This is a genomic window from Pseudomonas sp. CAU 1711 (assembly GCF_039888625.1).
Taxonomy (GTDB): Bacteria; Pseudomonadota; Gammaproteobacteria; order Pseudomonadales; family Pseudomonadaceae; genus Aquipseudomonas.
In genome coordinates, this window is record NZ_JBDQQT010000019.1 from 40,076 (window position 1) to 64,664 (window position 24,589).

Here is a 24,589-nt window from a genome sequence, read left to right on the forward strand (position 1 = left end):
GGTTGCGAGCCGATAATGTTATGTTATAACAAAAAACACAAACAACCCTGACGAGACCGACCGTGCTCAGCGAATCCGAACTGCTCGCCATGCCCGCAGGCGCCTACATGAACGAGGCGCAGCAGGCGTTCTTCCGTCGGCTTCTGCTCGACCAGCGCAGCGAGCTGCAGCGGCGCATCGACGATGAGTTCGGCGTGCTGCGCGAGCAGGAGCCGGCCAGCGATCCCGCCGACCTCGGCAGCGCCGAGGAGCAGCGCCAGTGGCAGCTGCGCCTGCTGGAGCGCGAGAAGAAGCTGCTGGACAAGATCGACGAGGCCCTGGAGCGCCTGGCGCGTGGCGAGTACGGCTGGTGCAGCGAGACCGGCGAGCCGATCGGCCTGCGCCGCTTGCTGCTGCGGCCCACCGCCAGCCTGTGCATCGAGGCCAAGGAGCGTCAGGAACAACGCGAACGCCATATCCGTGATATGCGAGGAACCCCCAATGGATAACCGTCTACCCGTCACCGTGCTGTCCGGCTTCCTGGGCGCCGGCAAGAGCACCCTGCTCAACCATGTGCTGAAGAACCGCGAAGGCCTGCGCGTGGCGCTGATCGTCAACGACATGAGCGAGATCAATATCGATGGCTCGGAGGTACAACGTGACGTCAGCCTCAACCGCGCCGAAGAGAAGCTGGTGGAGATGAGCAACGGCTGCATCTGCTGCACCCTGCGCGAGGACCTGCTGGAAGAAGTGGCACGCCTGGCTCGCGACGGCCGCTTCGACTACCTGCTGATCGAGTCCACCGGCATCAGCGAGCCGCTGCCGGTGGCCGAGACCTTCACCTTCCGCGACGAGCAGGGCCAGAGCCTGGCCGACCTGGCGCGCCTGGACACCCTGGTCACCGTGGTCGACGGGGTCAACTTCCTGCGCGACTTCCACGCCGCCGACAGCCTGGCCAGCCGCGGCGAGACCCTGGGTGAGGAGGACGAGCGCTCGATCACCGACCTGCTGATCGAGCAGGTGGAGTTCGCCGACGTGATCCTGATCAGCAAGACCGACCTGATCTCCAGCGCCGAACGCGAGGAGCTGACCGCCATCCTGCGTGGCCTGAACACCGAAGCCGAGATCGTCCCCATGGTCATGGGTCAGGTACCGCTGAAGCAGATCATCAATACCGGCCGCTTCGACTTCGACCGTGCCGCCCAGGCGCCCGGCTGGCTCAAGGAGATGCGTGGCGAGCATGTGCCGGAGACCGAGGAGTACGGCATCTCCTCCACCGCCTATCTGGCGCGGCGGCCCTTCCATCCCGAGCGTTTCTTCGCCTTCCTCGACCGCGAGTGGGTCAATGGTCGCCTGCTGCGCTCCAAGGGCTACTTCTGGCTGGCCAGCAAGTACCGGGAGGCCGGCAGCTGGTCGCAGGCCGGCGGCCTGATGCGGCATGGCTACGCCGGGCGCTGGTGGCGCTTCGTGCCCAAGAGCCAGTGGCCGCAGGATGAAGACGGGCTGGCCACGATCATGCGCAAATGGAGCGTGGAGGTGGGCGACTGTCGTCAGGAGCTGGTGTTTATCGGCCAGAACATCGACTTCGCCCGCCTGCGCGGCGAGCTGGACGCCTGCCTGCTGAGCGACGCCGAGATGGCCGCCGGCCCCGAGGCCTGGGCGCAGCTGCCCGATCCGTTCGGCGGCTGGACCGAGGAGGCCGCCTGATGCACGCCCTGCAGCTGCGTCCGCCGCCGCGTCAGGTGCTCGGTGAACACCACGAGGTGCTGGCCGAGGCGCTGCGCGACGGGATCAATCTGGCGGTGTGGCAGCGCCGCCTGGCGCCGCAGGTGGAGGACTTCACCCGTCTGCTGCTGGCGCAGCCGCAGGAGGTCAGCGAGGCCCTGCAGATCGAGGTCGGCGACGACGAGTCGTTGCGCCTGCCGGCGCTGCTGCCCGGCCTGGTCGACCTGCAGGGGCATGCGGCCTTCGTTGCCGATGTCACCTGGCTGGTGCAGGCCTTCGCCTGCCTGCTGGGTGCGTGTCGGGTCGGCCTGCGCCTGCGCAGCCTGAGCCAGCCGATGTGCCCGCGCTTTCACGTCGACCACGTGCCGCTAAGGCTGATCAGCACCTACGCCGGGGTGGCCAGCGACTGGCTGGAGGAGGGCGGCATGGATCGCCGGCGCCTGGGCGAGCCGGCCGCCGAGCCGCAGGAGGCAGGGAGGATTCGGCAACTGCAGGCGGGCTGGGTAGCGCTGGCCAAGGGCGAGAAATGGCAGGGCAACGAAGGCGCCGGGCTGATCCACCGCTCGCCGACGCCGCCACCCGGCGAGCGGCGTCTGCTGCTGACCCTGGACTGGCTGGCCTAGCGCGCCATCCATACGCCCTTGCTCTGCCGTTCGCAGGCCGGCTTGAGGTAGCGCGCGTCGCTGGCCACGCCGTAGTAGTGGATGTCCTGCTGGTAGGGCGTGCCCTGCACCTTGGCGCCGCGGCACACGCCGAAGCTGCCGGCCGGGCACTGCTGGGCGAAGCTGACCTCGACCTTCTGGCCCTGCAACTGCGGTGCGCAGAAGCCCTCGCGGAACAGGTTGGCGGGGATGCTGCGGTTCTCCTGGCAGAGCTTCACCTCCACCTGCTTGCCCTCGCTGTGCACCACACAGGCCTCGGCCCAGGCCTGGCCGGCCAGGCCCAGCAGCAATAGGGCAAGCATCGCACGCATCGTCTCTCTCCTCGGGCAAAGCGGCGACTTTAGCCTTTCCCGTTGCCGCGTGAAACCGCACCATAGACCCATGCTTAGCCATATCCCCACCCATCTGATCGGCGGCCCGCTGGGCGCCGGCAAGACCAGCCTGATCCGCCACCTGCTGGCGCACAAGCCGGCGCACGAGCGCTGGGCGGTGCTGGTCAACGAGTTCGGCCTGATTGGACTGGATGCCGCCCTGCTGGCCACGGACGCGGACGCCGTCGGCATCGCCGAGATCCCCGGCGGCTGCCTGTGCTGCGTGGCCGGCGCGCCGTTCCAGATCGGCCTGGCGCGTCTGCTGCGCAAGGAACGGCCGGATCGCCTGCTGATAGAACCTTCCGGCCTGGGCCACCCGGCCGAGTTGCTGCGCCAGTTGGGCGAGGCGCCGTGGACCGGGGTACTGGCCCTGCAGCCGCTGCTGCTGGTGCTGGACGCCTCGGCGCTGGCGGCCGGCCAGGCCCTGCCGGACAGCCAGCGAGCGGCGCTGGAGGCGGCCGGCCTGCTGCTGCTGAACAAGGCCGAAGGGCTGGACCAGGCGGCGCGTGCGCGGGTGCTGGCGCAGTTGCCGGCGCGACCGCTGCGCTGGACCAGCCAGGGCGCGCTGGACTTCGCCGAGCTGCCGGGCGGTGCCGTGCGCGCCGGAGCCGAGGCAGGCCGCCCCGCACTGCCCGAGGGCGGTGCGCCGCTGGCGCCGATCTGGCGCGACCCGCGTCAGCCGATCCGCCAGGTGCAGGCCCAGGCCGAGGGCTGGAGCATCGGCTGGCGCTTTCATCCCAGTCAGCGCTTCGATCTGCAGCGGGTAGAGCACTGGCTCGCCGCACTGCCCTGGCGCCGGGCCAAGCTGGTGCTGCAGGGCGAGGCCGGCTGGCAGTCGGCCAATGCCCTGGAGGGCGGGCCGCTGGCCTGGCGGGCCAGCGAGTGGCGGCGCGACTCGCGGCTGGAGCTGATCTTCGCCACGGCGCAATGCCCCGAGGCGTTGCAGAGCGGGTTGCTGGACTGCCGGCTGGGCTAGCCGGCGGCGCCTAGCTGCATCAGCTCGGCGATAATACTGCCGCTATAGCGGTGCATGAGGCTGGGCACCGCGCGCTGCCCGTAGCCGAGCAGCGAGGGTTCCATGTAGCGCCACTTGCGGGCGATGGCCTGGAGCCGGCGCTGGCGCTCGCCACCGGGTTCGGCCTGGCGCAGTAGCAGCTGCAGCTCGCTGGCGAATTGTCTGGCCTGTTCGTCGATGGCCTGGTTGTCGCCACCCAGGGCGTTGGCGCCGATGCTGTAGGCGATGTAGTCGGTCGTCAGCTGCTGCAGGCGCAGTGCCAGGCGTGCGGCGGCGGTCGGCCGCTCCGTTGCCGGGCCGAGGCTGTCGCAGTGGCGCAGCAGCTGGCGATTGAGCTCGAGCAGCATGGACACGGCGTTGCCATCGGGAAGGCGGCCCCGCTGCAGATTCTGGGCAATGCTCCGCAACTGGTCGCGGTAGCGTTGCCAGGTCGCGACCAGGGGCGCCAGGCGCGGTGCGTCGCCTGGCGCCAACTGGTTCAGCAGCTGGTCGCCGCGTTGCAGGCGCAGGTCGAGCAGTTGGCCGAAGCTGGGGTCCGCATCGACCCCGTAGAGCAGATAGAAATCGCCGAGCGAGCCGCTCAGCTCCAGGCGCAGCCCTTGCCACGGGTCGGGGTAAGGCGGGGTCGCATGGGCGAGCGGGGCGCCGAACAGAAGCGCGACTAGGCTCAGCAGACCGAAGAGGCGGGCGTTCATGGGCACTCTCCGTGCGTGGTCCGGGCGGCCGGGGCCGCCCGCTGGCGTTCTCAGGGGTGGGCGTTGAACCAGGCAAGGATCTTGCCCGGCGAGGCGGCGAACCACTCGTGGCCGCCCAGCGGCTCGGTGTAGCGCGCCGTTTCTATGCCCTGGTGCAGCAGGCGGTCGTAGTACAGGTCCATGCTCCACCAGGGCACGGTGAGGTCGACGAAACCGTGCAGGAAGTAGGTCGGCGGGTGGTCGGCCGGCAGCCGGTCGGGCACCACGCACAGCGGCCCGCTGCAGGTGGCGTAGGAGCCGGACTGGATGGCCAGGGCCTTGAACCGGCCGGGGAAGGACACGGCCATGCGGCTGGTGTTGTAGCCGCCGCTGCTGATGCCGGTGGCGTACTGACGCTGGCTGTTCAAAGGGCCGAAGTGGCCGTTGGCGATGGCGTTGAAAACATTGCCGAGGAAGTCGTAGTCGGTACTCAGCTCGTAGGCCTGGGCCAGGCCGGGGATATTGGTCTGCCAGAACAGGTCGGCCGGTGCGCTGGGGGCGATCACCGCATAGCCGTTGTCCAGCAGGGTGCGCACCAGCTTGCCCTCGTAGTAACCGCCGAACGGCTGGTTGCTGTAGTAGGTGAAGTTGTCCAGTGGGAAGAACGAGCCCTGGTAGATCAGCACCACCGGCCAGCCGCCGGCCGGCGGCGTGCCCAGCGGGGTCTGGTAGATCACCTGGCGGGCGCCGATCAGGCCGGAGTCTATCCAGGTGGTTCGGTAGCTACAGCTGACCTTGGCCGGCAGCAGCAGCGACTTGGCTCTTTCGCTGCAACGGGAGTCGGCCAGGGAGGGCAGGGAGCAAAGCAGAAGCAGGCAGCAGAGCAGAGCGCGGAAAGCAATCATGGGAGTGATCTCCGTCGTTATTGTTGGGATGACGCGCTCTAAATAGAAACAGGAATTCCGATTCCGTCAAGTGGCTCGAGGCCGCGCCTGCCGTGGCTTTGCCTGAGCTTCTGCAGAAAGTCGCGGGCCAGAGCGGCCCCGGCCCGGTGGCCGGGGCGTGTCGGCTCAGGGGTGGCGCTGGAACCAGTCGAGCACCTTGCCGGGCGAGGCGGCGAACCACTGGTGGCCGCCGTCGGCCTCGCTGTGCAGGGCCGTTTCCACGCCCTGGTAGAGCAGGCGGTCGTGATAGGGCTGCATGCTGCTCCAGGGCACCACGCGGTCGGCCAGGCCGTGCACGAACAGGGTCGGTGGATGCTCGGCCGGCAGGCTCTGCGGCAGCTGGCAGCGGGCACCGACGCAGGTGGCCCAGGACGCCGACTGGATGGCCAGGGCCTTGAACCGGCCGGGGAAGGACAGGGCCATGCGGCTGCTGTTGTAGCCGCCGCTGGAGATGCCGACGGCATACCAGCGCTCGCCGCTCAGGGTGCCAAAGCGGCCGGCCTCGATCGCGGCGAACAATTTGTCGAAGAACAGCCGGTCGTTGCTCGGCGCGTAGTTCTCGGCGTACTGCGGGTCGTTGGTCTGCCAGGCCTCGGCGGCGGTCAGGGCATTGGGGGCCAGCACGGCGAAGCCGCTGTCCAGCAGGTCGCGTATCAGTTCGCCCTGGTGATAGCCGCCAAAGGGCGCATCGACGCCGTAGGCGAAGCCGTTGACCCGCGCCAGCGAGCCATGGAACAGCAGGGCCACCGGCCAGCCACCGGCCGGTGCGTTGCCCAGCGGCAGCTGGAACACCACCTTGCGCTGGCCGGCGCTGCCGGAGTCTATCCAGGCGGTCTGCGCGCTGCAGCTGATGCCGGCGGCGCCCGTGACGCAGCGCGAGGCGGCCTGGGTATGGGAGGAGAGGCTGGCGGCCGCCAGCAGAGCGGCGCCGAGGATCAGGATGGAACGGAGACTGGACATGGACTGCTCCTGCAAAACGATGGAACGCAGGGCAGTAGACTCGCGTGCGGGGCAGGGGTCACTGAATTTTGGCGCCATTTTTCCGGCATTCGATGGATGGCGCCGCTAAGCGAAACGGGAGGCGGCGAGAAAATATCGCCACCCTACTTGCCAGAATCGGGATCGGGGTCTAAATTGCATCGGAACCGATGTTCCGATTCCGATAAAAACAACAGCTGGAGGTCATCGTGGCACATCAAGGAAGGGGGCTGGCGGTCGCCGGCCTGGCACTGCTCGGCACGCTGCCCCTGGGGGTGGCGCAGGCGTTTCAGGTGCGCTCGGGGGACTGGACCACCTCGCTCGACACCACCGTCTCCTACGGCGTCAGTTACCGCATGGAGGGGCAGGACGACAAGCTGATCGCCCGCGCCAACGGCGGTCGCGGCAGCAACTCGGGGCTGATCAACTCCGACGACGGCAACCTCAACTTCAAGAAGGGCGAGCTGTTCTCCGAGATGGTCAAGGTGGTCTCGGAGATGGACCTGCGCTACCAGGAGCGCCATGGCCTGTTCATTCGCGGCCGCGCCTTCTACGACTTCGAACTGAAGGACGATTCGCGCCGCCATCGCGAGATCAGCGACGGCGGCCTGGACCAGGCCGGTGCCAACATCGACCTGCTGGACGCCTTCGTCTATGGCAGCTGGACGCTGGGCGAGCGCGACCTCAACGCCCGCCTGGGCCGCCAGGTGATCAACTGGGGCGAGGGGCTGTTCTATCAGAACGGCATAGGCGCGACCAACCCGGTGGACATCAACGCCCTGCGCGCGCCCGGCTCGGAGATCAAGGAGGCCTACCTGCCGACCTTCATGATCTCCGGCTCCTACCAGCTGCACGACAACCTCACGGTCGAGGGCTACTGGCAGCCGGGCAAGGCCTGGGAGGCGTCGAAGATCGACCCCTGCGGCAGCTACTTCTCCACCCTCGACCCGCTCGGCGAGGACTGCGAGTACCTGTCCGCCGCGCCTCTGCAGGAGCAGGTCACCGGCATGGCCGGAACCGCCATGGCCTTCGACAGCCCGGCCGCCGCCCAGGCATGGGCCAATGGCCTGCCGCCCGGCCTGGTCAACGACCTGCTGCGCGCCTATATCCCCACCACCTTCATTCCGCGTGCCCAGGATATCGACGGCGACGATTCGCCCCAGTACGGCCTGGCCCTGCGCTGGTACGTGCCGGAGCTGAACGACACCGAACTGGGCTTCTACTACCTGCGCTACAACATGCAGGTGCCGATGATCGGCCTCACCGTAGGCCAGCCCCTGGTGCTGCCGGTGATCGGCGCGCTGCCCGACGCCAGCAGCTCGCGCTACTACGCCGAGTACCTGGAGAAGCGCGAGCTGTTCGGCATCAGCTTCAACACCTCGATCGGCGGCGACAGCATCTTCAACGGCCTGTCCCTGGCCGGCGAGCTGAGCTACCGGCCGGACACGCCGATCGCCCTCGGCCTCAACGAGTACCTGCCGACCGCGCTGCTCAACCCGGACGGCCTGCCGGTCGGCACCCGCCTCGACGGCTACCGCGAGAAGGACATGTACCAGGCCTCGCTGGCGGCCATCTACAACTTCAACGGCCTGCTCGGCTCGGACTCGGCCACCCTGTTCTCCGAACTGGTGGCCAGCCGCGTGCAGGGCCTGGAGTCGGACGTCGACTACTACGAGGCCACCAACAGCGCCTACGGCGCCCAGGCCAGCCTGCAGCTGACCTACACCAACGTGTTCAACCTGGTGAACCTGGTGCCCAGCGTCAGCTACCAGTACAGCATCAACGGGGTGGCGCCACAGCTCACCAACGGCCTGGACGAGGAGGCGCAGAGCTGGTCGGTGGGCCTCGACGCCATCTACCAGGAATCGCTGACGGTCGGCGCCAAGTACGTCGACTACAGCGGCGGCGGCCTGTCCAACAAGCGCACCGACCGCGACTACCTGACCTTCAACGTCAAATACAGCTTCTGAGAGGGATAGCCATGCATCATTCAGCAAAGCTGCGCGCCGCCCTGCTGGCCGCCCTGTTCGCCGCACCGCTGGCCCAGGCCCAGGTCGGCGCCGAGCAGGCCGCGCGCCTCGGCCAGGACCTCACGCCGCTCGGCGCGGAGCGCGCCGGCAACGCCGCCGGCAGCATTCCCGCCTGGGACGGCGGCCTGGCCAAGGACAGCGCCGCCTACGACGCCAAGCTCGGCTACAAGGACCCCTACGCCGCCGACCAGCCGCTGTTCACCATCAGCGCCGCCAATGCCGAGCAGTACCGCGAGCACCTCAGCCCCGGCCAGCTGGCCATGCTCAAGCGCTATGGCGACAGCTGGAAGCTCAAGGTCTATCCGACCCGCCGCTCCGCCTCCTATCCGGACAAGGTGTACGCGGCGGTCAAGGAAAACGCCGGCACGGCCAGGCTGATCGAGAACGGCAACGGCATCGCCGACTTCAAGCTGGCCACGCCCTTCCCGATCCCGCAGTCGGCCCTGGAGGTGCTGTGGAACCATCTGGTGCGCTACCGTGGCGACAGCGTCAAGCGCTACTACGCCCAGGCCGTGCCGCACGCCAGCGGCGACTACTTCATGACCCAGATCCAGGACCTGTTCCTGTTCAACCAGGCCGCCGGCGACTACAGCAAGGACAACGGCAACGTGCTGTTCTACTTCCGCCAGTCGGTGCTCGCCCCGGCGCGACTGGCCGGCACCGAGCTGCTGGTTCACGAGACCGTCAACCAGGTCAAGGAGCCGCGCCTGGCCTGGCTCTACGCCGCCGGCCAGCGCCGCGTGCGGCGCACCCCGAACGTGGCCTACGACTCGCCCGGTACCGCCTCGGAGGGCATGCGCACCACCGACAACTTCGACATGTTTTCCGGCGCGCCGGACAAGTACGACTGGCAGCTGGTGGGCAAGCAGGAGCTGTACGTGCCCTACAACAGCTACCGCTTCGCGGCCAAGAGCAACAAGTACAGCGACATAGTCCAGCCCGGCCACGTCAACCCGGAGCTGCTGCGCTACGAGCTGCACCGCGTCTGGCACGTGCGCGCCACGCTGAAAAACGGCCTGCGCCACCAGTACAAGCGCCGCGACCTGTACTTCGACGAGGACAGCTACCAGATCCTGGTGGTGGACCATTACGACAACCGCGACAACCTGTGGCGCCTCGGCGAGTCCTACACCATCAACCTGTACGACCAGCCGCTGGTATGGACCAAGGGCGACGCCGTATATGACCTGATCGGCGGTCGTTATGTGATTGGCATATTGTCCAACGAGGAACCGGCGGAGCAGTTCGATATCGCCCTGCGGCCGACCGACTTCACCCCGGCGCAATTACGCCGCGACAGTCGCCGGTAAGGATGCCGATATATGAGCGAAGTTAACTTTGGGTAACTTGCAGATAGTTGCAGACCATGCGCGAAAGTTCCCCGGGGATATCTTCCCTGGGGGTCGTGCCGAGGCTGCCGACCATGGTGAAGTAGTTCAATCCGGAGAGCAGCATATGGGCACCGAGGTCGGCGGCCTGCTCGGGGGCGGGATGTCGCAGCTTGTCGCGCTGGGCCAGCGCGATGCGGGCGAAGGCCTGGCCGATGTAGGCGTTGAGCTGGTGGAAGCGCTGGCGGAACTGCGGGTCCATCGAGCTGCGCCGGATCAGCGCGCGGAGCAGGCCCTCGCTGCCCTCGAACAGGCGCACCACGCCGCGGATAAAGGCCTCCACCTGGGCCTCCAGCGGCTGCGGCTGACGCGCCAGATCGGCCAGCAGGGCGTCCACGGCGGTGCGGCTCTGTTCGACGAAGCGCTCGTGCACGGCGTACAGCAGCACGTCCTTGTCGCCGAGCAGACGGTAGAAGGTGCCGACCGAGGACTCGGCCAGTTGCGCGATCTGGGAGATGCCGGTTTCTTCGAACTGATTGTCGCTGAGCAGCTCGGCGGCGACGTTGAGGAAGCGCTCCAGTGCCTTCTTGCTGCGTGCCTGGGTGGGACTGGCAATGCTGTTCATGATCGATTCTCGAAACGGCGCAGGTCGATTCTAGGGGGTTTGCCAGAGCATGGCAAATAACCAGTCGGGGCAATAACAAGTCGCTCTACAAGTTATCCGCTCGAACAACTTTAGAACTTGTCCAGTTATCTGGACGAGGCCGGATTATTGTCATCGAATAATGCAGGGAAGAACGTTTATGGATTATCTCGACTTACCCAATGGGCGCTTCGCCTATATTCGCCAGGGCCAGGGTTGCCCGGTGCTGCTGCTGCACGGCCTGGGTTCCTCGCTGCTCGACTGGCAGCCGCAGATCGAGCACCTGGCCCGCCACTGCCAGGTGCTGGCGCTGGACGTGCGCGGCCATGGTCAGAGCGAGCCGCTGCGCGCGCCGGTGAGCATGGCCGAGCTGGCCGGCGACGTGGCCGACTTCATTCGCGCGCTGCGCATCGAGCCCTGCATCGTGGTGGGCATCTCCATGGGCGGCATGCTGACCTTCCAGCTGCTGGCCGACAGCCCCGAACTGGTGCGCGCGGCGGCGGTGGTCAACAGCGCGCCGAGCTTCCCGCTGGACAGCTGGAGGATGCGCGCCCAGGTCTGGCTGCGCCTGGGGCTGGTGCGCCTGCTCGGCCTGCCGGCGCTGGCCAGGATGCTCGCCGGCAAGCTGTTCCCCAAGCCCGAGCAGCAGGCGTTGCGCGAGTTGGTGGCCGAGCGCATCGCCGGCAACGACCGCACCTCCTACCTGCATGCCATGCGCGCCATTCCCGGCTGGTCGGCGCTGCCGGCGGCGGGGCGGGCGGAGGTGCCGCTGCTGGTGGTGGCCGGCGACCGCGACTACACCCCGCTGGCATACAAGCGCGCCTATCTGGGCCAGCTGCGCCATGCCCGCCTGGAGGTGGTGGCGGACTCCGGCCATGCCACCCCGCTGGATCAGCCGCAGCAGCTGAACCGGCTATTGCAGGCCTTTATCGCCGAGCATTCGCCGCCAATCGGCGCCTGACTGGCGCACACCGCGTCGCTACACTGTGCGCCGTTTTCGTCGCGGCCCTTCCTTCATGCAACTGCTTCCCTGGACCCACCCCTGCTCCGCCGGCTTCACCCTCAGCGGCTGGCACAGCCCGCCCAGCGGCAAGCCGCTGCTGCATTTCCTGCACGGCAACGGCTTCTGCGGGCGCACCTACGAGCCCATGCTGGCGCTGCTGGCCGAGCACTTCGACCTCTGGCTGTGCGATGTGCAGGGCCATGGCGACAGCGAGCACGGCGGCCGTTTCCACGGCTGGAACCGCAGCGCCGAGCTGGCGGTGGAGGCCTTCGCGGCCGGCCGCGCGCGTTTCGGCGAGGTGCCGCGGCATGCCCTCGGCCACAGTTTCGGCGGGGTGCTCACCAGCCTGATCCTGGCGCGCCAGCCGCAGCTGTTCGAGCGCGCCGTGCTGCTCGACCCGGTGCTGTTCACCCAGACCATGATGGGTGCGATGGCGCTGTCCGAGCTGCTCGGCCTGCATCGGCGCAACGTCATGGCGAAGAAGTCGGCGGCACGTCGCCGGCACTGGCCGGATCGCGCCAGCGCCTTCGCCCTGCTGCGCGGCAGGGGCATCTTCCGCGGCTGGACCGACGCGGCGCTGCAGGCCTATGTCGACCACGCGCTGAAGGACGCGGCCGATGGCGGCGTCGAGCTGAAGTGCCGGCCGAGCCGCGAGGTGGACATCTTCAGCTCCTTCCCCAAGCGCCTGTGGCCCGCGCTGGGCAAGATAAGCACCCCGACCCTGCTGCTGCACGGCGACAAGACCTACCCCTTCGTCGGTCAGTCGGCGCGGCGCCTGGCCGGGCTCAATGCGGCGGTGAGTATCGAGGAAGTGCCGGGCGGGCACTGCTTCATGCAGGAAGACCCTGCGGACGCCGCCGCGCGAGTGCGGGCCTTCCTCCAGGCGTCGGCCTGAGATGGGAGCCGGCCGCGAGGATGTGTGGCTGGCACTGTCCGATCTGTGGCTGGACAATCAGTTGCAGGAGCACGACCACCGCCATATCGCCGGCGTGCTGCTGGCCAGCGGCCTGCCGGTCGAGGAGCTGCGGCTCATCTATCTGGAGGAGGTGGCGCCGCTGCTGTGGTTCAACCACTGGGGCGTGGCCGGCGAGTGGGCTGGCTTCGACCCGGCCTGGCTGTACGCCGGCTGCCGGCGCAACCAGCACAAGCGCCAGAGCCGCTGGCACCGCTGGCGCTGCCGCCTGTTGCGCAAGCCCATGACTCATGCCGCCGAGCCGCAATGGCGGCAGGTATTGCTGCGCCTGGAACAGCTGCGCGATTAGTCGACCCGGCGCCGGTCGTCGGGCCGCGGGTGTTCGCGGCGCCAGCTCTCCAGCTGGATCACCTTGTCGTCGTATGGCGCCGGCGCCTGGAAGGGGTGCGCCTGCAGCTCGATGCGCCCAGGCCGCAGGCCGAACATCTGTACGCTGCCGCGCAGGCGCTGCTCGCCGGTGACGGTGAACTCGAAATCGTACAGCCGCGCCAGGCGCCTGCGCCCCCGCGCGTCGCGCACCAGGGCCAGGCGGCGAAAGGCGACATTGCCGTCGAGCAGCTCGACGTCCAGCTTGGCGCAGTGCTGCTTGGCCAGCGCCAGGGCCCGTTCGCGAATGCCATGGCCGCGCCACAGCCAGGCGCAGGCGGCGGCGAACAGCATCAGCAGCAGTACATCCAGCAGGTCGATCATGGCGGCTCCGGCAGTCACAGGCCCAAGCTTAACCGATCCGTGACGCCTCGCTCAGCCGGCGCTTGAGCTCGCCGGGCTTCTTGGCTAGGGTCGCGCCCAGCGATCCCCATCAGAGAAAAGGATGTCCCATGCATTGCCCCGTCTGCCGCGACTCGCAACTGAAACCCACCAAGCTCGACGACGGCCTGCTGGCCCACGGTTGCGAGAAATGCTCCGGCGCCCTGGTGGCGCTGCTCTACTACCGCGACTGGGCCGAGCGCGCGCCGCAGCCCGTGGCGGCCGAGGCCGTGCTGCAAGCCGAGCCGGCCAGCGAGAGCCCGCAGGCGCTGACCTGCCCGAAATGCGCCAAGCTGATGAGCAAGTTCCAGATCAGCGGCACCCGCGGCAATCGCCTGGACCTCTGCACCTCCTGCGACGAGGCCTGGCTGGACGGCGGCGAATGGCAGCTGCTCAAGGCCCTGGAGCTGAGCCGCAGGATGCCGGCGATCTTCAGCGAGGCCTGGCAGCGCCGGGTGCGCCAGGAGAGTGCCGAGCAGGCCCGCCGCGAGCGCTTCACCCGCCTGGCCGGCGCCGAGGCCGTGGCCCGTGCCGACGAGGTGCGCGCCTGGCTCAAGGATCATCCGCAGCGCCGCGAGCTGCTGCACTACATCGGCCACGAGTGAGGCCGCGATGAAGAAGTGGCAGAAAGTCCTGCTGGGCAGCGCAGTGCTGCTGGGTGCGCTCGCCGGGCTATGGTGGCTGGATGAGCCGCTCGATCCCCAGGCCAGGGCCTGGCTGGCGCCGCCGGCGCCCGGCGACAGCGCCGCCTACTACCAGTTGCTGGGCCTGGATGCACCGGCCGGGCAGGACCCGCAGGCGGTCGGTCGGCAGCGGGTGCAGGCGCACCGCCAGTGGCGGGCGGAGCATAGCTTCAGCAAGCTGATGGCTTCCGCTGCTGGCGACCGTATCGCGTTGCCCGGCGACGAACTCTGCGTGCTCGGCGAAGGGGACTGCCTGCAGCAGCTGCGAGAGGATCGTGCGGTGCTGGGCGAGCTGCTGGTGCGACATGCCGAACTGCTGCGCCGTTACGAGAATCTGCTGGCGCTGCAGGACTACCGCAGCCTGAGCCCGCCGAGCATGGACGAGCCGCTGGCCAACTTCACCAGCCTGGAGCGCGCCAACCGGCTGCGCATGGCCCAGGCCCTGGCGCTGGCCGAGGACGGTCGCGGCGCCGAGGCCCTGGCCCTGCTGGAGCAGGACCTGCGCCTGCTGCGCCGGTGGCTGGAGCGGGCCGACCAGCTGATCCTGAAGATGCAACTGGTGAAGCTGGTCGGTCGTGAACTGGACAGCATCGCCGCGCTGTATCGCGCCGGTCTGGTGCCGGCGCCGGCTGCCCTGGCGCCGCTGAGCGAGGCGGAGCGTTCGCTGGAGGCGCCCATGCGCCGTGAGTTCGCCTTGGTGGGCTCTGGGCTGCTGACGCTGGTGGACGATCCGCAGACTGCTGCCGGAGCCAAATGGCTGCTGCGCTGGATGTACAAGCCGCATATGACGGTCAACGACAGCCTGCCGGACTACCAGCGAATAGCCGCCAAGTCACGCCTGGGCACTGCCGCCTTCGCGCGAACCTTGGCAGCCCCGGTGCGCAGCGAGACGAGCCTCTGGCGCCGCATGCGCAATCCGGTCGGCGCGATTCTCGGCGCCATTGCCATACCCGACTTCAACAAGTATCTGGCCCGCCTGCACGATCTGGACGCCAAGCTGACCCTGTTCAACGCCCTGGGCCAGGCCGTACCGGTCGCGGACAACCCCTATCGACCGGGCCAGCGGGCGAAATGGGACGACAAGCGCCAGGCCTACTGCTTCAACGGGCCGCTCAAGGACGAACAGGGCGTGCGCTGCCTGCCCTGGACTGCGCCGCCGGCGCAATAGCGGCTATGCTTGCACCCAGGGCGCGGTGGCGCCCCTTCTTTTGCCGAAACGGATAGCCGTCCTTGCCGTCGACCCGCCATCTACAAAGCACCGCGCGCCTGGCCCTGCTGGCCATGTTCCTGCTGCTGGCCGCGCCGCTGTTCTCGCAGGGCCTGGCCAGCGCCGGGCAGACGCCGGCCTGGCTCAGCGAGATGGCCTGCGGCGAGGGTGGACACGACCCGTCGTCGCACGATGTGCCGCCATGGGCCCAATGCGGCTACTGCACCCTGCTGCTGTCCAGCCCGGCGCTGCCCGGCGCCCTGCCCGATCCGGGCGGCATGCCGCTCGGCGTGCCGGCCCAGCCTGGCCGGACCGCAGCCTGCGCATTCAGAAGCGCCTTGCCGGCCCACGACGCGCCGCCGCGCGCGCCCCCGTTCCGCATCGTCTGATCGTTTCTCGACAGGGGCCATAGAGCCCTCGATTCGACCATTGCGGAGCATTTCTCGTGAGCAAGCCATCCTTCTACAACTTGGCCTGGCGCTGGCACTTCTATGCCGGGCTGTTCGTCATTCCCTTCATGATCCTGCTGGCGCTGACCGGCATCGTCTACCTGTTCAAGCCGCAGCTGGACCAGCTGATGTACCCCGAGCTGCTCAATGTGCGGCAGGTCGGCACGCCGCTGAGCGCCGATCAGCAGCTGGCGAGTCTGCAGCAGGCCCTGCCGCAGGCGCGGGTGAGCAAGTACCTGCCGCCGAGCGGCGCCGAGCGCAGCGCGCAGTTCGTCGCGACCCTGGACGGGCGCGAGACCAACCTGTTTCTCGACCCCTACAGCGGCGCGCTGCTCGGCGCGCAGGATGCCCACGACAACCTGCAGGCCATCGCCCGTGGCCTGCACGGCGAGCTGCTGATCGGCCCGCTGGGCGACCGTCTGATCGAACTGGCCGCCGGCTGGGGCGTGGTGCTGGTGGTGTCCGGCCTGTATCTCTGGTGGCCGCGCGGCCAGGGCGGCGCCGGTGTGCTGTGGCCGCGCCTGAGCGCGCGCGGGCGCCTGCTGTGGCGCGACCTGCATGCGGTGAGCGGCTTCTGGGGCAGCGCCGTGCTGCTGTTCATGCTGCTCACCGGCATGACCTGGACCGGCTTCTGGGGCGCGCAGTTCGCCGGTGCCTGGAACCATTTCCCGGCGGCCATGTGGGACGCGGTGCCGCAGTCCGCCGAGCAGGCGCGCAGCCTCAACAGCGCGGCGGTGCAGACCGTGGCCTGGGCGGTGGAGACCAGCCCCATGCCGCAGTCCGACCCGCATGCCGCGCATAACGGCCAGGCCGCCGCCATGGCCGCGCCCGGGCGCATAGGCCTGCAGCAGGTGGTCGACACGGCCAGCCGCCTCGGCGTGCGGCCGGGCTACAGCATCAGCCTGCCGAAGGACGAGAAAGGCGTGTTCACCGTCGCCCTGTTCGCCGACGATCCGCGCCATGACGCCACCCTGCACCTGGACCAGTACAGCGGCCGGGTGCTGGCGGATATCCGCTGGGCCGACTACGGCCTGGTGGCGCGCACGGTGGAGGCCGGCGTGGTGCTGCACGAGGGCAAGCTGTTCGGCCTGGCCAACCAGCTGATCATGCTGCTGGTGTGCCTACTGATCCTGCTCGGCTCGGTCAGCGGCCTGCTGATGTGGTGGCAGCGCCGCCCACGGGGTGGCCTCGGCGTGCCGCCGCTGCGCCACGACCTGCCGCTGTGGAAGGGCGGGGTGGCGATCATGTGTGGCCTGGGCCTGCTGTTCCCGCTGGTCGGCGCCTCGCTGCTGCTGGCGCTGGCGCTGGACTGGCTCGGTCAGCGCCTGGCCCGGCGCGGGGCCGAGCCGGTCGCCGGCTGAGCGGGGCGCGCCGGGAGGAGGGCGCGGGCGCCTAGCCCTCGTCCTCCAGGGACTGGTAGCGGCGCACCAGTTCCTCGCGGATCTCCCGGCGGCGCTGGGCCTGGCGGAAGCGCCGCTGCTCGTCGGCGGACTCCGGCTGCAGGGTCGGCACCGGCTTGGGCCGACCCTGATCGTCCATCGCCACCATGGTGAAGAAGCAGCTGTTGGTGTGGCGCACCGAGCGCTCGCGGATGTTCTCGGTGACCACCTTGATGCCGATCTCCATCGAGGTGCGTCCGGTGTAGTTGACCGAGGCGAGAAAGGTGACCAGCTCGCCGACATGCACCGGCTCGCGGAAGATCACCTGGTCCACCGACAGGGTCACCACATAGCAGCCGGCGTAGCGCGCGGCGCAGGCATAGGCCACCTCGTCGAGGTACTTGAGCAGGGTGCCGCCGTGTACGTTGCCGGAGAAGTTGGCCATGTCCGGGGTCATCAGCACGGTCATGGCGAGTTTGCTGGTTGCGAGTTCCATCATGTGTCTCATAGGCAGTTTTAGGGCGCTGGCGATGCAGTCCTGCGGGTCTGCTTGTTGTTATAGGTGCTGCCTGTGTACTTCGCTGTGCCAGCCAGGGGCACTATGCAACTTTGCGGCCGTTTGCCCGGTGCATGGCGCGGCGGACCGCTAAGCTTGCGCCTTTGCGCCAGGAGATCGACCATGCGTGCGCCGTTCCTGCTTCTGCTGTTGCTCCCTTTCGGCGCGCCGTGCACCGCCGCGGAGCAGGCCTGCGACAGCCCCAACGCCTGCAACCAGGCCGGTAGCGCCGCCTACCGGGCCGGCCTCTACGCGCGGGCCATCGAGGCCTTCGAGCGCCAGCTGCGCCGCACCGAGCAGCACAACGGCGACGCCCATGGCGCCGAGGAGCTGGCGCTGAACAACCTGATGCTGGCCAACCTCAAGGCCGGCGAGCCGGGCATGGCCCGCGCCTGGCTGGAAGTGGCGCTGGAGCGTGGCTTCGTCGGCGCGGCCACCCGTCACAACCTGGCCAAGGTGGCGGCGGCGCTGGACTTCCCGGCGCTGGCCGGCAGTGTCGAGGGGCACTATGTGCGCTACGCCGGGCAGGGCCTGTGGAGCAGCCTGGATATCCGCCGCCAGGGCCAGGCCCATGTGGCGCTGTTCAATCCCGTGCGGGCCGGTGCCCGGGTCGAGGATTATGGGCCGGCGGCCATCGGCGAGCTGCGTGGCCGCCTCGCCGGCAGTGGCGCGCATTTCAGCCTGGGCGACGCCGGCCTGGCACCGGGCTGCGCGGTGGAGCTGCTGTGGAGCGGCGCCGACATGCGCGTGCTGGAGCTGCCGGGCGAGGGCTGTCAGGCCTACGGCGGCGCCGGTATCAGCGTCGCCGGCCGCTACTACAAGACCAGCACGGTGGCGCGTTTCTGAGCCGCGTCGGCTCAGGCATGGGTCAGATACCAGCGCCAGTCCTGCTCGCCGACCTCGGCCATGAACTGGCGCAGCTCCTCCCACTTGATCGCCAGGAAGATCTTCAGGAAGTCCTCGCCCAGCGCCTCCCTGGCCCAGGCCGAGCCTTCCAGGCTGCGCAGGGCGGTGAGCCAGTCGGTCGGCAGGGTCTCGCGCGCCTGCTGGTAGCCGTTGCCGACTATGGCCTCGCCCGGGTCGATCTGGTTTTTGATGCCGTGGTGGATGCCGGCCAGGATCGCCGCGGCGGCCAGGTAGGGGTTGGCATCGGCGCCGCAGATGCGGTGCTCGACGTGGCGGCTGTTGGCCGGGCCACCCGGTACGCGGAATGACACGGTGCGGTTGTTCACCCCCCAGCTCTTGGCCAGCGGCGCGTAGCTGTTGGCCTGGAAGCGCCGGTAGGAGTTGGCGTTGGGGCAGAAGATGGCCAGGGCGTCGTTGAGCGTGGCCATCATCCCGCCGATGGCGTGGCGCAGCAGCGGGGTGCCATGTGGGTCCTCGCTGGCCATCAGGTTATTGCCCTGTTCATCGGCCAGGCTGACGTGCATGTGCAGGCCGCTGCCGGCCAGGTCGCCGAACGGCTTGGCCATAAAGCAGGCCACTAGACCATGTTTGTTGGCCACGCCCTTGACCAGGCGCTTGTAGCGCACGCCCTCGTCGACCGCCTGCAGGGCGTCGAAGCGGTGTTCCAGGGTCAGCTCGAGCTGGCCGGGGGCGTACTCGGAGATCGCCGTGCGCACCGGCAGGCCCTGGGCCTCGCAGGCGGCGTAGAGGTCGTCGAGGAAGGCCTGCTGCTGCTCCAGCTCCAGCACGCCATACACCTGCGGCGCCTGCGGGCGCACGCCGTTGGCCTGCACGGCCGGCTGCGGGCGGCCGCAGGCCGAGCGATTCTTGTCCAGCAGGTAGAACTCCAGCTCCACCGCCATCACCGGGTGCAAGCCATCGGCCTTGAGCCGCTCGATGGCGCGCGCCAGCACATGGCGCGGGTCGCCGGCGGCGGCCGGCGCGCCTTGGGTCGGGTGCATGCTCACCTGCACCTGGCCGGTGGGCGTGGCGCGCCAGGGCTGCAGGGTCAGGCTGCCGGGGATCGGGTAGGTCCAGCAGTCGGCGTCGGCCACTTCCCAGACCAGGCCGCTGGCCTCGACGTCCTCGCCCTGGATGGTCAGCGACAGGATGGAACTGGGCAGCGGGCGGCCGTTCTCGTAGATCGCCAGCAGCTCGTCGCGGTGCAGCAGCTTGCCGCGCGGGATGCCATTGGCGTCGATCAGCATCAGTTCGATCAGGCGCACCTCGGGGTGCTGGGCGAGGAAGTCGCGGGCTTCCTGGGGATCGGCGAATTGCATGGTGGTGTCCTTGCTTCTGTTCCCCTCTCCCCCTGGGAGAGGGGCTAGGGGTGAGGGTGGTTCAGACGACGTGGATTCGAGCTTCCCTCACCCCGGCCCTCTCCCGGAGGGAGAGGGGGCAAGAGCGCCCGAGACCGGCTTAGAGCCGCGCGCCGGGAATGGCCAGCAGCTCGGTGATGGCCTGGTCCAGCATGCTGATCAGCTTGTCCACGTCCTCGGCCGAGGTGCTGGGGCAGCACAGGGTCATGTTGTGGAACGGGGTGATCAGAATGCCACGGTTGATCAGGTACAGGTGCAGGGCCATCTGCAGCTCGTCGTGGAAGGCGGCCTCGGCCTCGGCGCCGGTGCGCGGCGAAACCGGGCAGAACTGGAACTCGCTGCGCGCGCCCAGCTCGGTCACCGACCACTTCAGCTCGTGCCTGGCGATCAGGCCACGGAAGCCATCGGCCAGGCGCCCCGCCAGCGGCAGCATGTGGTCGTAGGCGGCCTGGGTCATCACCTGCTCCAGGTTGGCGCGCATGCAGTGCATGGCCAGGGCGTTGGCCGACAATGTGGTGCCCATGCCGCTGTGGCCGTGGCCCTGGCTGTCTGCCTGGGCCTGCTTGCGCGAGGCGAGCATCTTTTCGGCCATCTCGGCGCTGCAGCCGAAGATGCCGCAGGGCACGCCGCCGGCGATCGGCTTGCCGACCACGAAGAAGTCCGGGTCGAGGTTCCACAGTCTGGTGCAGCCGCCGATATCGGTGGAGATGGTATGGGTCTCGTCGATGATCAGCAGGCTGCCGTACTTGCGCGTGAGCTCGCGGCACTTCTGCATGAAGCCCGGGTCCGGCAGGACCATGCCGATATTGGTCATGGCCGGCTCGCACAGCAGGGCGCAGACGTCGCCCTGGGCCAGCGCGGCCTCCAGCGCCGCGACATCGTTGAAGGGAATGGCGCGGCTGTACTGGGTCAGGTCATGGGCCTGGCCGACCAGGCCGGAGCGGTGCACGGTACGGCCGTCGCGGCAGCGCACCATCACGTCGTCGACCGTGCCGTGGTAGCAGCCGTCGAACACCAGCAGAGTCTTGCGCCCGGTCACCGCGCGGGCCCAGCGCAGCACGTAGCGGTTGGAGTCGGTGGCGGTGGCGGTGACCTGCCAGTAGGGCAGGCCGAAGCGCGCGGCCAGCAGCTCGCCGCAGACCACCGCGTCCTCGCCCGGCAGCATGGTGGTCAGGCCGTTGCCCGCCTGCTCGGCGATGGCCCTGGCGATCGGCTCCGGCGAGTGACCGAACATGGTGCCGGTGTCGCCCAGGCAGAAGTCGATGTACTCGTGGCCGTCGACGTCGTAGAAGCGCGCGCCCTTGGCCCGCTCGACGAACAGCGGGCAGGGCGTCGACCAGTCGGCCATCCAGTGCATCGGCACGCCGGCGTACAGCGACTGGCGGGCGCGCTCGGCGAGGGCGACGGAATTCGGGTTGCGGGCCAGGAAGAGTTCGCGCTCGCGAGCGGCGAAGTTTTCCACGGCGGCGGGGCTGATACCGCTGGCAGTCATGTTGAACACCTCGTTCGAATTTCCGCACATGCTATTTTGTGATCACAAAAAATTCAACGTTACCGACTATCGCCCGACAATCGGCATTAAATCGGATATTTGTGATCACATAATATTCTGAGACGAGACATTGATTGGACAATTGAAGCCGCTGCCTGCGGCGTCGGCCAGTCGCTGCCTGTAAACTGTGCCTCGGCCCTTGCCCGCTTATCCGGAGAACCCCATGCGCCACTGCTCCCTGACCCTGTCGCAACTGCCCGCCCCGCCCCGGGAGTGCTGAAGCCATGGCCGACAATCTGCAGGAGCAGCTCTACCAGCGTATCCGCGAAGGCCTGCTGGCCGGTCGTTTCCAGCCCGGTCAGCGCCTGAAGATCCGCGACCTCGCCGGCGAGTGGGGCACCAGCCCGATGCCGGTGCGCGCCGCGCTGCAGCGCCTGGTCGCCGAGGGTGCCCTGGAGGGCGAGCCACAGCGCTCGGTGCGGGTGCCGGCGATGACCCGCGAGCGTTACGAGAACATCTTCCAGGTGCGCCTGGAGCTCGAGGGGCTGGCCGTCGAACTGGCCACGCCCCGTCTCAGCCCCGCCGATCTGGACGAGTTGCGCGAGCATGTGGCGCGCATGGACGCCGCCATCGAGCGCCGCGAGGTGCAGGCCTACCTGGATGCCAACAGCTGTTTCCATCTGCGCCTGTACGGCGCCTGCGGCAATCCGGTGCTGCTGCGTGCCATCGAGTCGCTGTGGCTGCAGGTCGGGCCCTTCTTCAACCGCCTGTTCACCGGCGCCGACCTGTCGCTGCGCCTCAACGATTTTCACGAGCAGGCCTTCGCCGCCCTCCAGGCGGGTGACGGCAAGGCCGCGCGCCAGGCCATGGAGCAGGACCTGATCTACTTCGCGCGCTTCCTGCTCAACCTGCTGGAGCTGGAACAGGGGCATGCGTCGGCTCGCTAGTGGCCGCGTTCTGGTCGGCGGGATTTCCTGTCTTACACTTAGTCCACCGGTATTCCGGCCTTCTGAGGATTGCTCGATGCAGGATTACAGCGGCAAGCGCTTTCTCGTGGTCGACGACTTCTCCGACTTCCGCAGCGCGGTCAAGGCCATGCTGCGCGAGATGGGCGCCAAGGACGTGGACACCGCCGACCGCGGCGAGGAGTGCATCGCCCTGTGCCGGCACAAGCGCTACGACATCATCCTCCACGACTACAACCTGGGCAGCGGCAAGAACGGCCAGCAGACCCTGGAGGAGCTGCTCGCCGCGCGCCTGATCAGTCACCAGTGCATCTTCGTCATGGTCACCGCCGAGAGCGGCCAGGCCATGGTGCTCAGCGCGCTGGAGCACGAGCCGGACGGCTACCTGACCAAGCCCTTCAACCGCGCCACCCTGGCCCAGCGCCTGGACAAGCTGGTCGAGCGCAAGAGCCTGCTCAAGCCCGTGCTGCAGGCCCTCGACAAGCAGAGCCCGGCCGAGGTGCTGGCCGCCTGCGACAGCCTGGCCCAGCAGGACAAGCGCCTGCTGCCGCTGTGCCAGCGCTACCGGGCCGGCGCCCTGCGCGAGCTGGGCCGCCACGAGGATCTGGAGCGCCTGCTGCACGGCGTGCTGGCCGACCGCGCGGTGCCCTGGGCCTATCTGGCGCTGGGCAAGCTGCTGAGCGCGCGCAACGATCTGCCACGGGCCAGGGAGGTCTTCGAGAAGGGCCTGCAGGCCTTCCCCATGCAACCCGGGCTGTACGACGGCCTGGCCGCCGTGCTGGAGGCCCAGGGCGAGGCCGAGCGTGCCCAGCGAGTGCTGGAGGACGCCGTGCGTCTCTCGCCGCTGGCCATCCGCCGGCAGATGCAGCTGGGCAAGCTGGCCATGCGTAACGAGGACTTTGCCGGCGCCAGCAAGGCCTACCGCAGCGCCGTGGACCAGGGCAGGAACTCGCGCCTGAAGAGCCCGGAAAACTACCTGGGACTGAGCCAGGCGTTGATCGCCGCGTCCGGCGACGACGGCCTGGACAAGCGTGCCCAGGCCGAGATCAACCAGACCCTCAGCGAGCTGGGCGAGCAGTACGCCGAGGACCAGGCGGTGCGCTTGCGTGGCCGCCTGATGCAGGCCAGCAGCCTGCAGAAATCCGGCGATTCGGTGCGTGCCGCGCAATTGGCCGCCGAGGCCGTCGCCGGCCTGCAGGAGCTCGGCGAGTTCCTGCCCGCCGAGGCGGCCCTGACCGTGGCCGCCCAGCTGCAGCAGCTGGGCCAGGCCGAGGCCGGCACGGCCATGCTGAAGAGCTGCGTGGAGGTATACGGCGACGATGCCAGGGTGATGGAAGGCATCGCCAAGCTGACCGACGACCCGCAGATTCTCTCCGGCGGCAAGGAGGCGGTGGAACTCAACCGCCAGGGCGTGCGCGCCTACCAGCTGGGTCGTGCCAACGACGCCCTGGAGCTGTTCCGCCGGGCCCTGGCGCTGCAGCCGAAGAACATCAGCATCGCGCTGAATACCGCGCAGTCGCTGCTGCGCCTGGGCGGCGACGCGCCGAGCGCCGAGCTGCTCGCCGAGTGCCGCGCCTGTCTCGATGCGGTGCGCATGATCCCGGCCAGCGACCCGCGCTACGAGCGCTACCAGCAGCTGCGGCGCAAGGCCTTCGGCGCATGAGCGGGCTGGACATCGCCACGGTCATCGCCTCCACCGTGCACGACATGAAGAACTCCCTGGCCCTGCTCGGCCAGGCCCACGCGCGCTGGCTGGCGCAACTGCCGGCCGAGCTGCAGGGCGGCGCCGAGCGCGGGGTGATCGAATACGAGGCGGCGCGCCTCAACGGCATGCTGGTGCAACTGCTCGGCCTGTACAAGCTGGGGGTCAACCAGCTGCCGCTGTTTCCCGCCCACCACGAACTGGACGACTTCATCGGCGCCCAGCTGGCGCGCCATCAGGAGATTCTCGACAGCCGCGGCATAGTCGCCCGCGGCGAGGTGGAGGCGTTCGACCTGATGGGCTTCTTCGACCAGGAGCTGGTCGGTTCGGTGCTCGGCAACGTCATCGCCAACTCCATCCGCTATGCGCGCAACACCCTGCTGATCGCCGCCCGCGAGCAGGACGGTGGCGTGCTGATCAGCGTCAACGACGACGGCGCCGGCTACCCGCAGGCTATGCTGGAGCGCCAGGGCGACTACGTCCTGGGCCTCAACCAGAGCAGCGGCAGCACCGGCCTGGGGCTGTACTTCGCCGCGCGCATCGCCGAGCTGCACGAGCGCGACGGCGTGCGCGGCTATATCGAGCTGGCCAACGGCGGGCCGCTGGGTGGCGGCGAGTTCCGCATCTTTCTGCCCTGAGTCATTGCCCGTCGATGGCGACATGTTCGAGTCCATTAGCTTCTTTTGTCGACATATCCCGAATCGATATAAGGCATCTAGCATCATGTACTAGCGTGCCTGATATGCCCTGATCTCAGTGCAGCCCGCGAAGCATGGACGCCCGGCAGTTGACCGTGCTCGTACAACAAGAACAAGACGAG

At 68.6% G+C, this 24,589-nt stretch carries 26 protein-coding genes; 17 read left to right on the forward strand and 9 right to left on the reverse strand.

Translation table 11 applies throughout. The features are described 5' to 3' along the window. The first annotated feature begins 89 nt into the window (after nucleotides 1–89). From dksA to AAFN46_RS18925, 3 genes are read left to right on the forward strand one after another with little or no spacing between them, the layout of a single operon-like run. Entirely contained in the window at nucleotides 90–488 is a 399-nt protein-coding gene (dksA, locus tag AAFN46_RS18915; RefSeq protein ID WP_347810280.1) for an RNA polymerase-binding protein DksA, read from the forward strand. Beyond that, a complete protein-coding gene (gene zigA, locus AAFN46_RS18920; RefSeq protein WP_347810243.1) occupies nucleotides 481–1,686 on the forward strand; it encodes a zinc metallochaperone GTPase ZigA in 1,206 nt (401 codons plus the stop codon). The genes dksA and zigA overlap by 8 nt, the downstream gene beginning before the upstream one ends. After that, nucleotides 1,686–2,327 carry a DUF1826 domain-containing protein gene (locus AAFN46_RS18925; RefSeq protein ID WP_347810244.1) on the forward strand — a complete coding sequence of 214 codons (642 nt, stop codon included), beginning with the start codon at nucleotides 1,686–1,688 and terminating at the stop codon, nucleotides 2,325–2,327. The genes zigA and AAFN46_RS18925 overlap by 1 nt, the downstream gene beginning before the upstream one ends. Here AAFN46_RS18925 and AAFN46_RS18930 read toward each other — a convergent pair. After that, nucleotides 2,324–2,677, reverse strand: a complete 354-nt coding sequence (locus AAFN46_RS18930; RefSeq protein ID WP_347810245.1) for an NADH:ubiquinone oxidoreductase — start codon at nucleotides 2,675–2,677, stop codon at nucleotides 2,324–2,326. The genes AAFN46_RS18925 and AAFN46_RS18930 overlap by 4 nt on opposite strands. Nucleotides 2,678–2,747: 70 nt before the next feature. Here AAFN46_RS18930 and AAFN46_RS18935 point away from each other — a divergent pair, with 70 nt between their 5' ends. Further along, nucleotides 2,748–3,713: a CobW family GTP-binding protein gene (locus tag AAFN46_RS18935; protein ID WP_347810246.1), complete on the forward strand. Its 966-nt coding sequence runs from the start codon at nucleotides 2,748–2,750 to the stop codon at nucleotides 3,711–3,713. Here AAFN46_RS18935 and AAFN46_RS18940 read toward each other — a convergent pair. The 3 genes from AAFN46_RS18940 to AAFN46_RS18950 form a co-directional block, all read right to left on the reverse strand. Further along, nucleotides 3,710–4,447, reverse strand: a complete 738-nt coding sequence (locus AAFN46_RS18940; protein ID WP_347810247.1) for a hypothetical protein — start codon at nucleotides 4,445–4,447, stop codon at nucleotides 3,710–3,712. The two genes, AAFN46_RS18935 and AAFN46_RS18940, sit on opposite strands and share 4 nt — an antisense overlap. A 50-nt stretch (nucleotides 4,448–4,497) precedes the next feature. Further along, nucleotides 4,498–5,331, reverse strand: a complete 834-nt coding sequence (locus AAFN46_RS18945; RefSeq protein ID WP_347810248.1) for a plasmid partitioning protein — start codon at nucleotides 5,329–5,331, stop codon at nucleotides 4,498–4,500. 165 nt (nucleotides 5,332–5,496) lie between these two features. Next, complete coding sequence (locus AAFN46_RS18950) at nucleotides 5,497–6,330, reverse strand: alpha/beta hydrolase-fold protein (protein WP_347810249.1); 834 nt, start codon at nucleotides 6,328–6,330, stop codon at nucleotides 5,497–5,499. A 227-nt stretch (nucleotides 6,331–6,557) separates the two neighbouring features. On the opposite strand from AAFN46_RS18950, the gene AAFN46_RS18955 reads away from it, so the two are divergent. Then, on the forward strand, nucleotides 6,558–8,318 hold the full coding sequence (locus AAFN46_RS18955) for a DUF1302 domain-containing protein (RefSeq protein WP_347810250.1): 1,761 nt from the start codon (nucleotides 6,558–6,560) through the stop codon (nucleotides 8,316–8,318). A gap of 11 nt (nucleotides 8,319–8,329) precedes the next feature. After that, nucleotides 8,330–9,688, forward strand: a complete 1,359-nt coding sequence (locus tag AAFN46_RS18960; protein WP_347810251.1) for a DUF1329 domain-containing protein — start codon at nucleotides 8,330–8,332, stop codon at nucleotides 9,686–9,688. 22 nt (nucleotides 9,689–9,710) lie between these two features. On the opposite strand, the gene AAFN46_RS18965 is transcribed toward AAFN46_RS18960, so the two are convergent. Next, nucleotides 9,711–10,331, reverse strand: a complete 621-nt coding sequence (locus AAFN46_RS18965) for a TetR/AcrR family transcriptional regulator (protein ID WP_347810252.1) — start codon at nucleotides 10,329–10,331, stop codon at nucleotides 9,711–9,713. Nucleotides 10,332–10,509: 178 nt separating this feature from the next. Between AAFN46_RS18965 and AAFN46_RS18970 the strand changes: the two genes are divergently transcribed. From AAFN46_RS18970 to AAFN46_RS18980, 3 genes are read left to right on the forward strand one after another with little or no spacing between them, the layout of a single operon-like run. Further along, a complete protein-coding gene (locus AAFN46_RS18970) occupies nucleotides 10,510–11,310 on the forward strand; it encodes an alpha/beta hydrolase (protein WP_347810253.1) in 801 nt (266 codons plus the stop codon). Nucleotides 11,311–11,365: 55 nt separating this feature from the next. Next, the gene (locus AAFN46_RS18975; protein WP_347810254.1) at nucleotides 11,366–12,247 is read left to right on the forward strand and encodes an alpha/beta hydrolase; all 882 of its coding nucleotides are present in this window, start codon (nucleotides 11,366–11,368) and stop codon (nucleotides 12,245–12,247) included. 1 nt (nucleotide 12,248) lies between these two features. Beyond that, nucleotides 12,249–12,614, forward strand: coding sequence for a hypothetical protein (locus tag AAFN46_RS18980; protein WP_347810255.1), 366 nt, complete (start codon nucleotides 12,249–12,251; stop codon nucleotides 12,612–12,614). On the opposite strand, the gene AAFN46_RS18985 is transcribed toward AAFN46_RS18980, so the two are convergent. Then, nucleotides 12,611–13,015: a DUF3301 domain-containing protein gene (locus AAFN46_RS18985; RefSeq protein ID WP_347810256.1), complete on the reverse strand. Its 405-nt coding sequence runs from the start codon at nucleotides 13,013–13,015 to the stop codon at nucleotides 12,611–12,613. The genes AAFN46_RS18980 and AAFN46_RS18985 overlap by 4 nt on opposite strands. A gap of 128 nt (nucleotides 13,016–13,143) precedes the next feature. Here AAFN46_RS18985 and AAFN46_RS18990 point away from each other — a divergent pair, with 128 nt between their 5' ends. From AAFN46_RS18990 to AAFN46_RS19005, 4 genes are all read left to right on the forward strand, one after another. Continuing rightward, the gene (locus AAFN46_RS18990; RefSeq protein WP_347810257.1) at nucleotides 13,144–13,677 is read left to right on the forward strand and encodes a zf-TFIIB domain-containing protein; all 534 of its coding nucleotides are present in this window, start codon (nucleotides 13,144–13,146) and stop codon (nucleotides 13,675–13,677) included. Nucleotides 13,678–13,684: 7 nt separating this feature from the next. After that, nucleotides 13,685–14,923 carry a hypothetical protein gene (locus tag AAFN46_RS18995; RefSeq protein ID WP_347810258.1) on the forward strand — a complete coding sequence of 413 codons (1,239 nt, stop codon included), beginning with the start codon at nucleotides 13,685–13,687 and terminating at the stop codon, nucleotides 14,921–14,923. A gap of 62 nt (nucleotides 14,924–14,985) precedes the next feature. Next, nucleotides 14,986–15,351, forward strand: coding sequence for a DUF2946 family protein (locus tag AAFN46_RS19000; protein WP_347810259.1), 366 nt, complete (start codon nucleotides 14,986–14,988; stop codon nucleotides 15,349–15,351). 56 nt (nucleotides 15,352–15,407) lie between these two features. Further along, complete coding sequence (locus AAFN46_RS19005; protein ID WP_347810260.1) at nucleotides 15,408–16,772, forward strand: PepSY domain-containing protein; 1,365 nt, start codon at nucleotides 15,408–15,410, stop codon at nucleotides 16,770–16,772. Between the two features lie 31 nt (nucleotides 16,773–16,803). Here AAFN46_RS19005 and AAFN46_RS19010 read toward each other — a convergent pair whose 3' ends face one another. Further along, on the reverse strand, nucleotides 16,804–17,286 hold the full coding sequence (locus AAFN46_RS19010; RefSeq protein ID WP_347810281.1) for an acyl-CoA thioesterase: 483 nt from the start codon (nucleotides 17,284–17,286) through the stop codon (nucleotides 16,804–16,806). Nucleotides 17,287–17,469: 183 nt separating this feature from the next. On the opposite strand from AAFN46_RS19010, the gene AAFN46_RS19015 reads away from it, so the two are divergent. Then, nucleotides 17,470–18,192, forward strand: coding sequence for a tetratricopeptide repeat protein (locus AAFN46_RS19015; protein WP_347810261.1), 723 nt, complete (start codon nucleotides 17,470–17,472; stop codon nucleotides 18,190–18,192). An 11-nt stretch (nucleotides 18,193–18,203) separates the two neighbouring features. Here AAFN46_RS19015 and AAFN46_RS19020 read toward each other — a convergent pair whose 3' ends face one another. Further along, complete coding sequence (locus AAFN46_RS19020; protein ID WP_347810262.1) at nucleotides 18,204–19,571, reverse strand: glutamine synthetase family protein; 1,368 nt, start codon at nucleotides 19,569–19,571, stop codon at nucleotides 18,204–18,206. 139 nt (nucleotides 19,572–19,710) lie between these two features. Next, nucleotides 19,711–21,102 carry an aspartate aminotransferase family protein gene (locus AAFN46_RS19025; RefSeq protein WP_347810263.1) on the reverse strand — a complete coding sequence of 464 codons (1,392 nt, stop codon included), beginning with the start codon at nucleotides 21,100–21,102 and terminating at the stop codon, nucleotides 19,711–19,713. 284 nt (nucleotides 21,103–21,386) lie between these two features. Here AAFN46_RS19025 and AAFN46_RS19030 point away from each other — a divergent pair, with 284 nt between their 5' ends. From AAFN46_RS19030 to AAFN46_RS19040, 3 genes are all read left to right on the forward strand, one after another. Continuing rightward, entirely contained in the window at nucleotides 21,387–22,049 is a 663-nt protein-coding gene (locus tag AAFN46_RS19030; RefSeq protein WP_347810264.1) for a GntR family transcriptional regulator, read from the forward strand. Nucleotides 22,050–22,125: 76 nt separating this feature from the next. Beyond that, nucleotides 22,126–23,730 (forward strand): response regulator, encoded by a 1,605-nt coding sequence (locus AAFN46_RS19035; RefSeq protein WP_347810265.1) that lies wholly within the window; start codon nucleotides 22,126–22,128, stop codon nucleotides 23,728–23,730. Then, nucleotides 23,727–24,407 carry a HAMP domain-containing sensor histidine kinase gene (locus AAFN46_RS19040; RefSeq protein ID WP_347810266.1) on the forward strand — a complete coding sequence of 227 codons (681 nt, stop codon included), beginning with the start codon at nucleotides 23,727–23,729 and terminating at the stop codon, nucleotides 24,405–24,407. Before AAFN46_RS19035 ends, AAFN46_RS19040 begins: the two co-directional genes overlap by 4 nt. The last annotated feature ends 182 nt before the right edge of the window (nucleotides 24,408–24,589 follow it).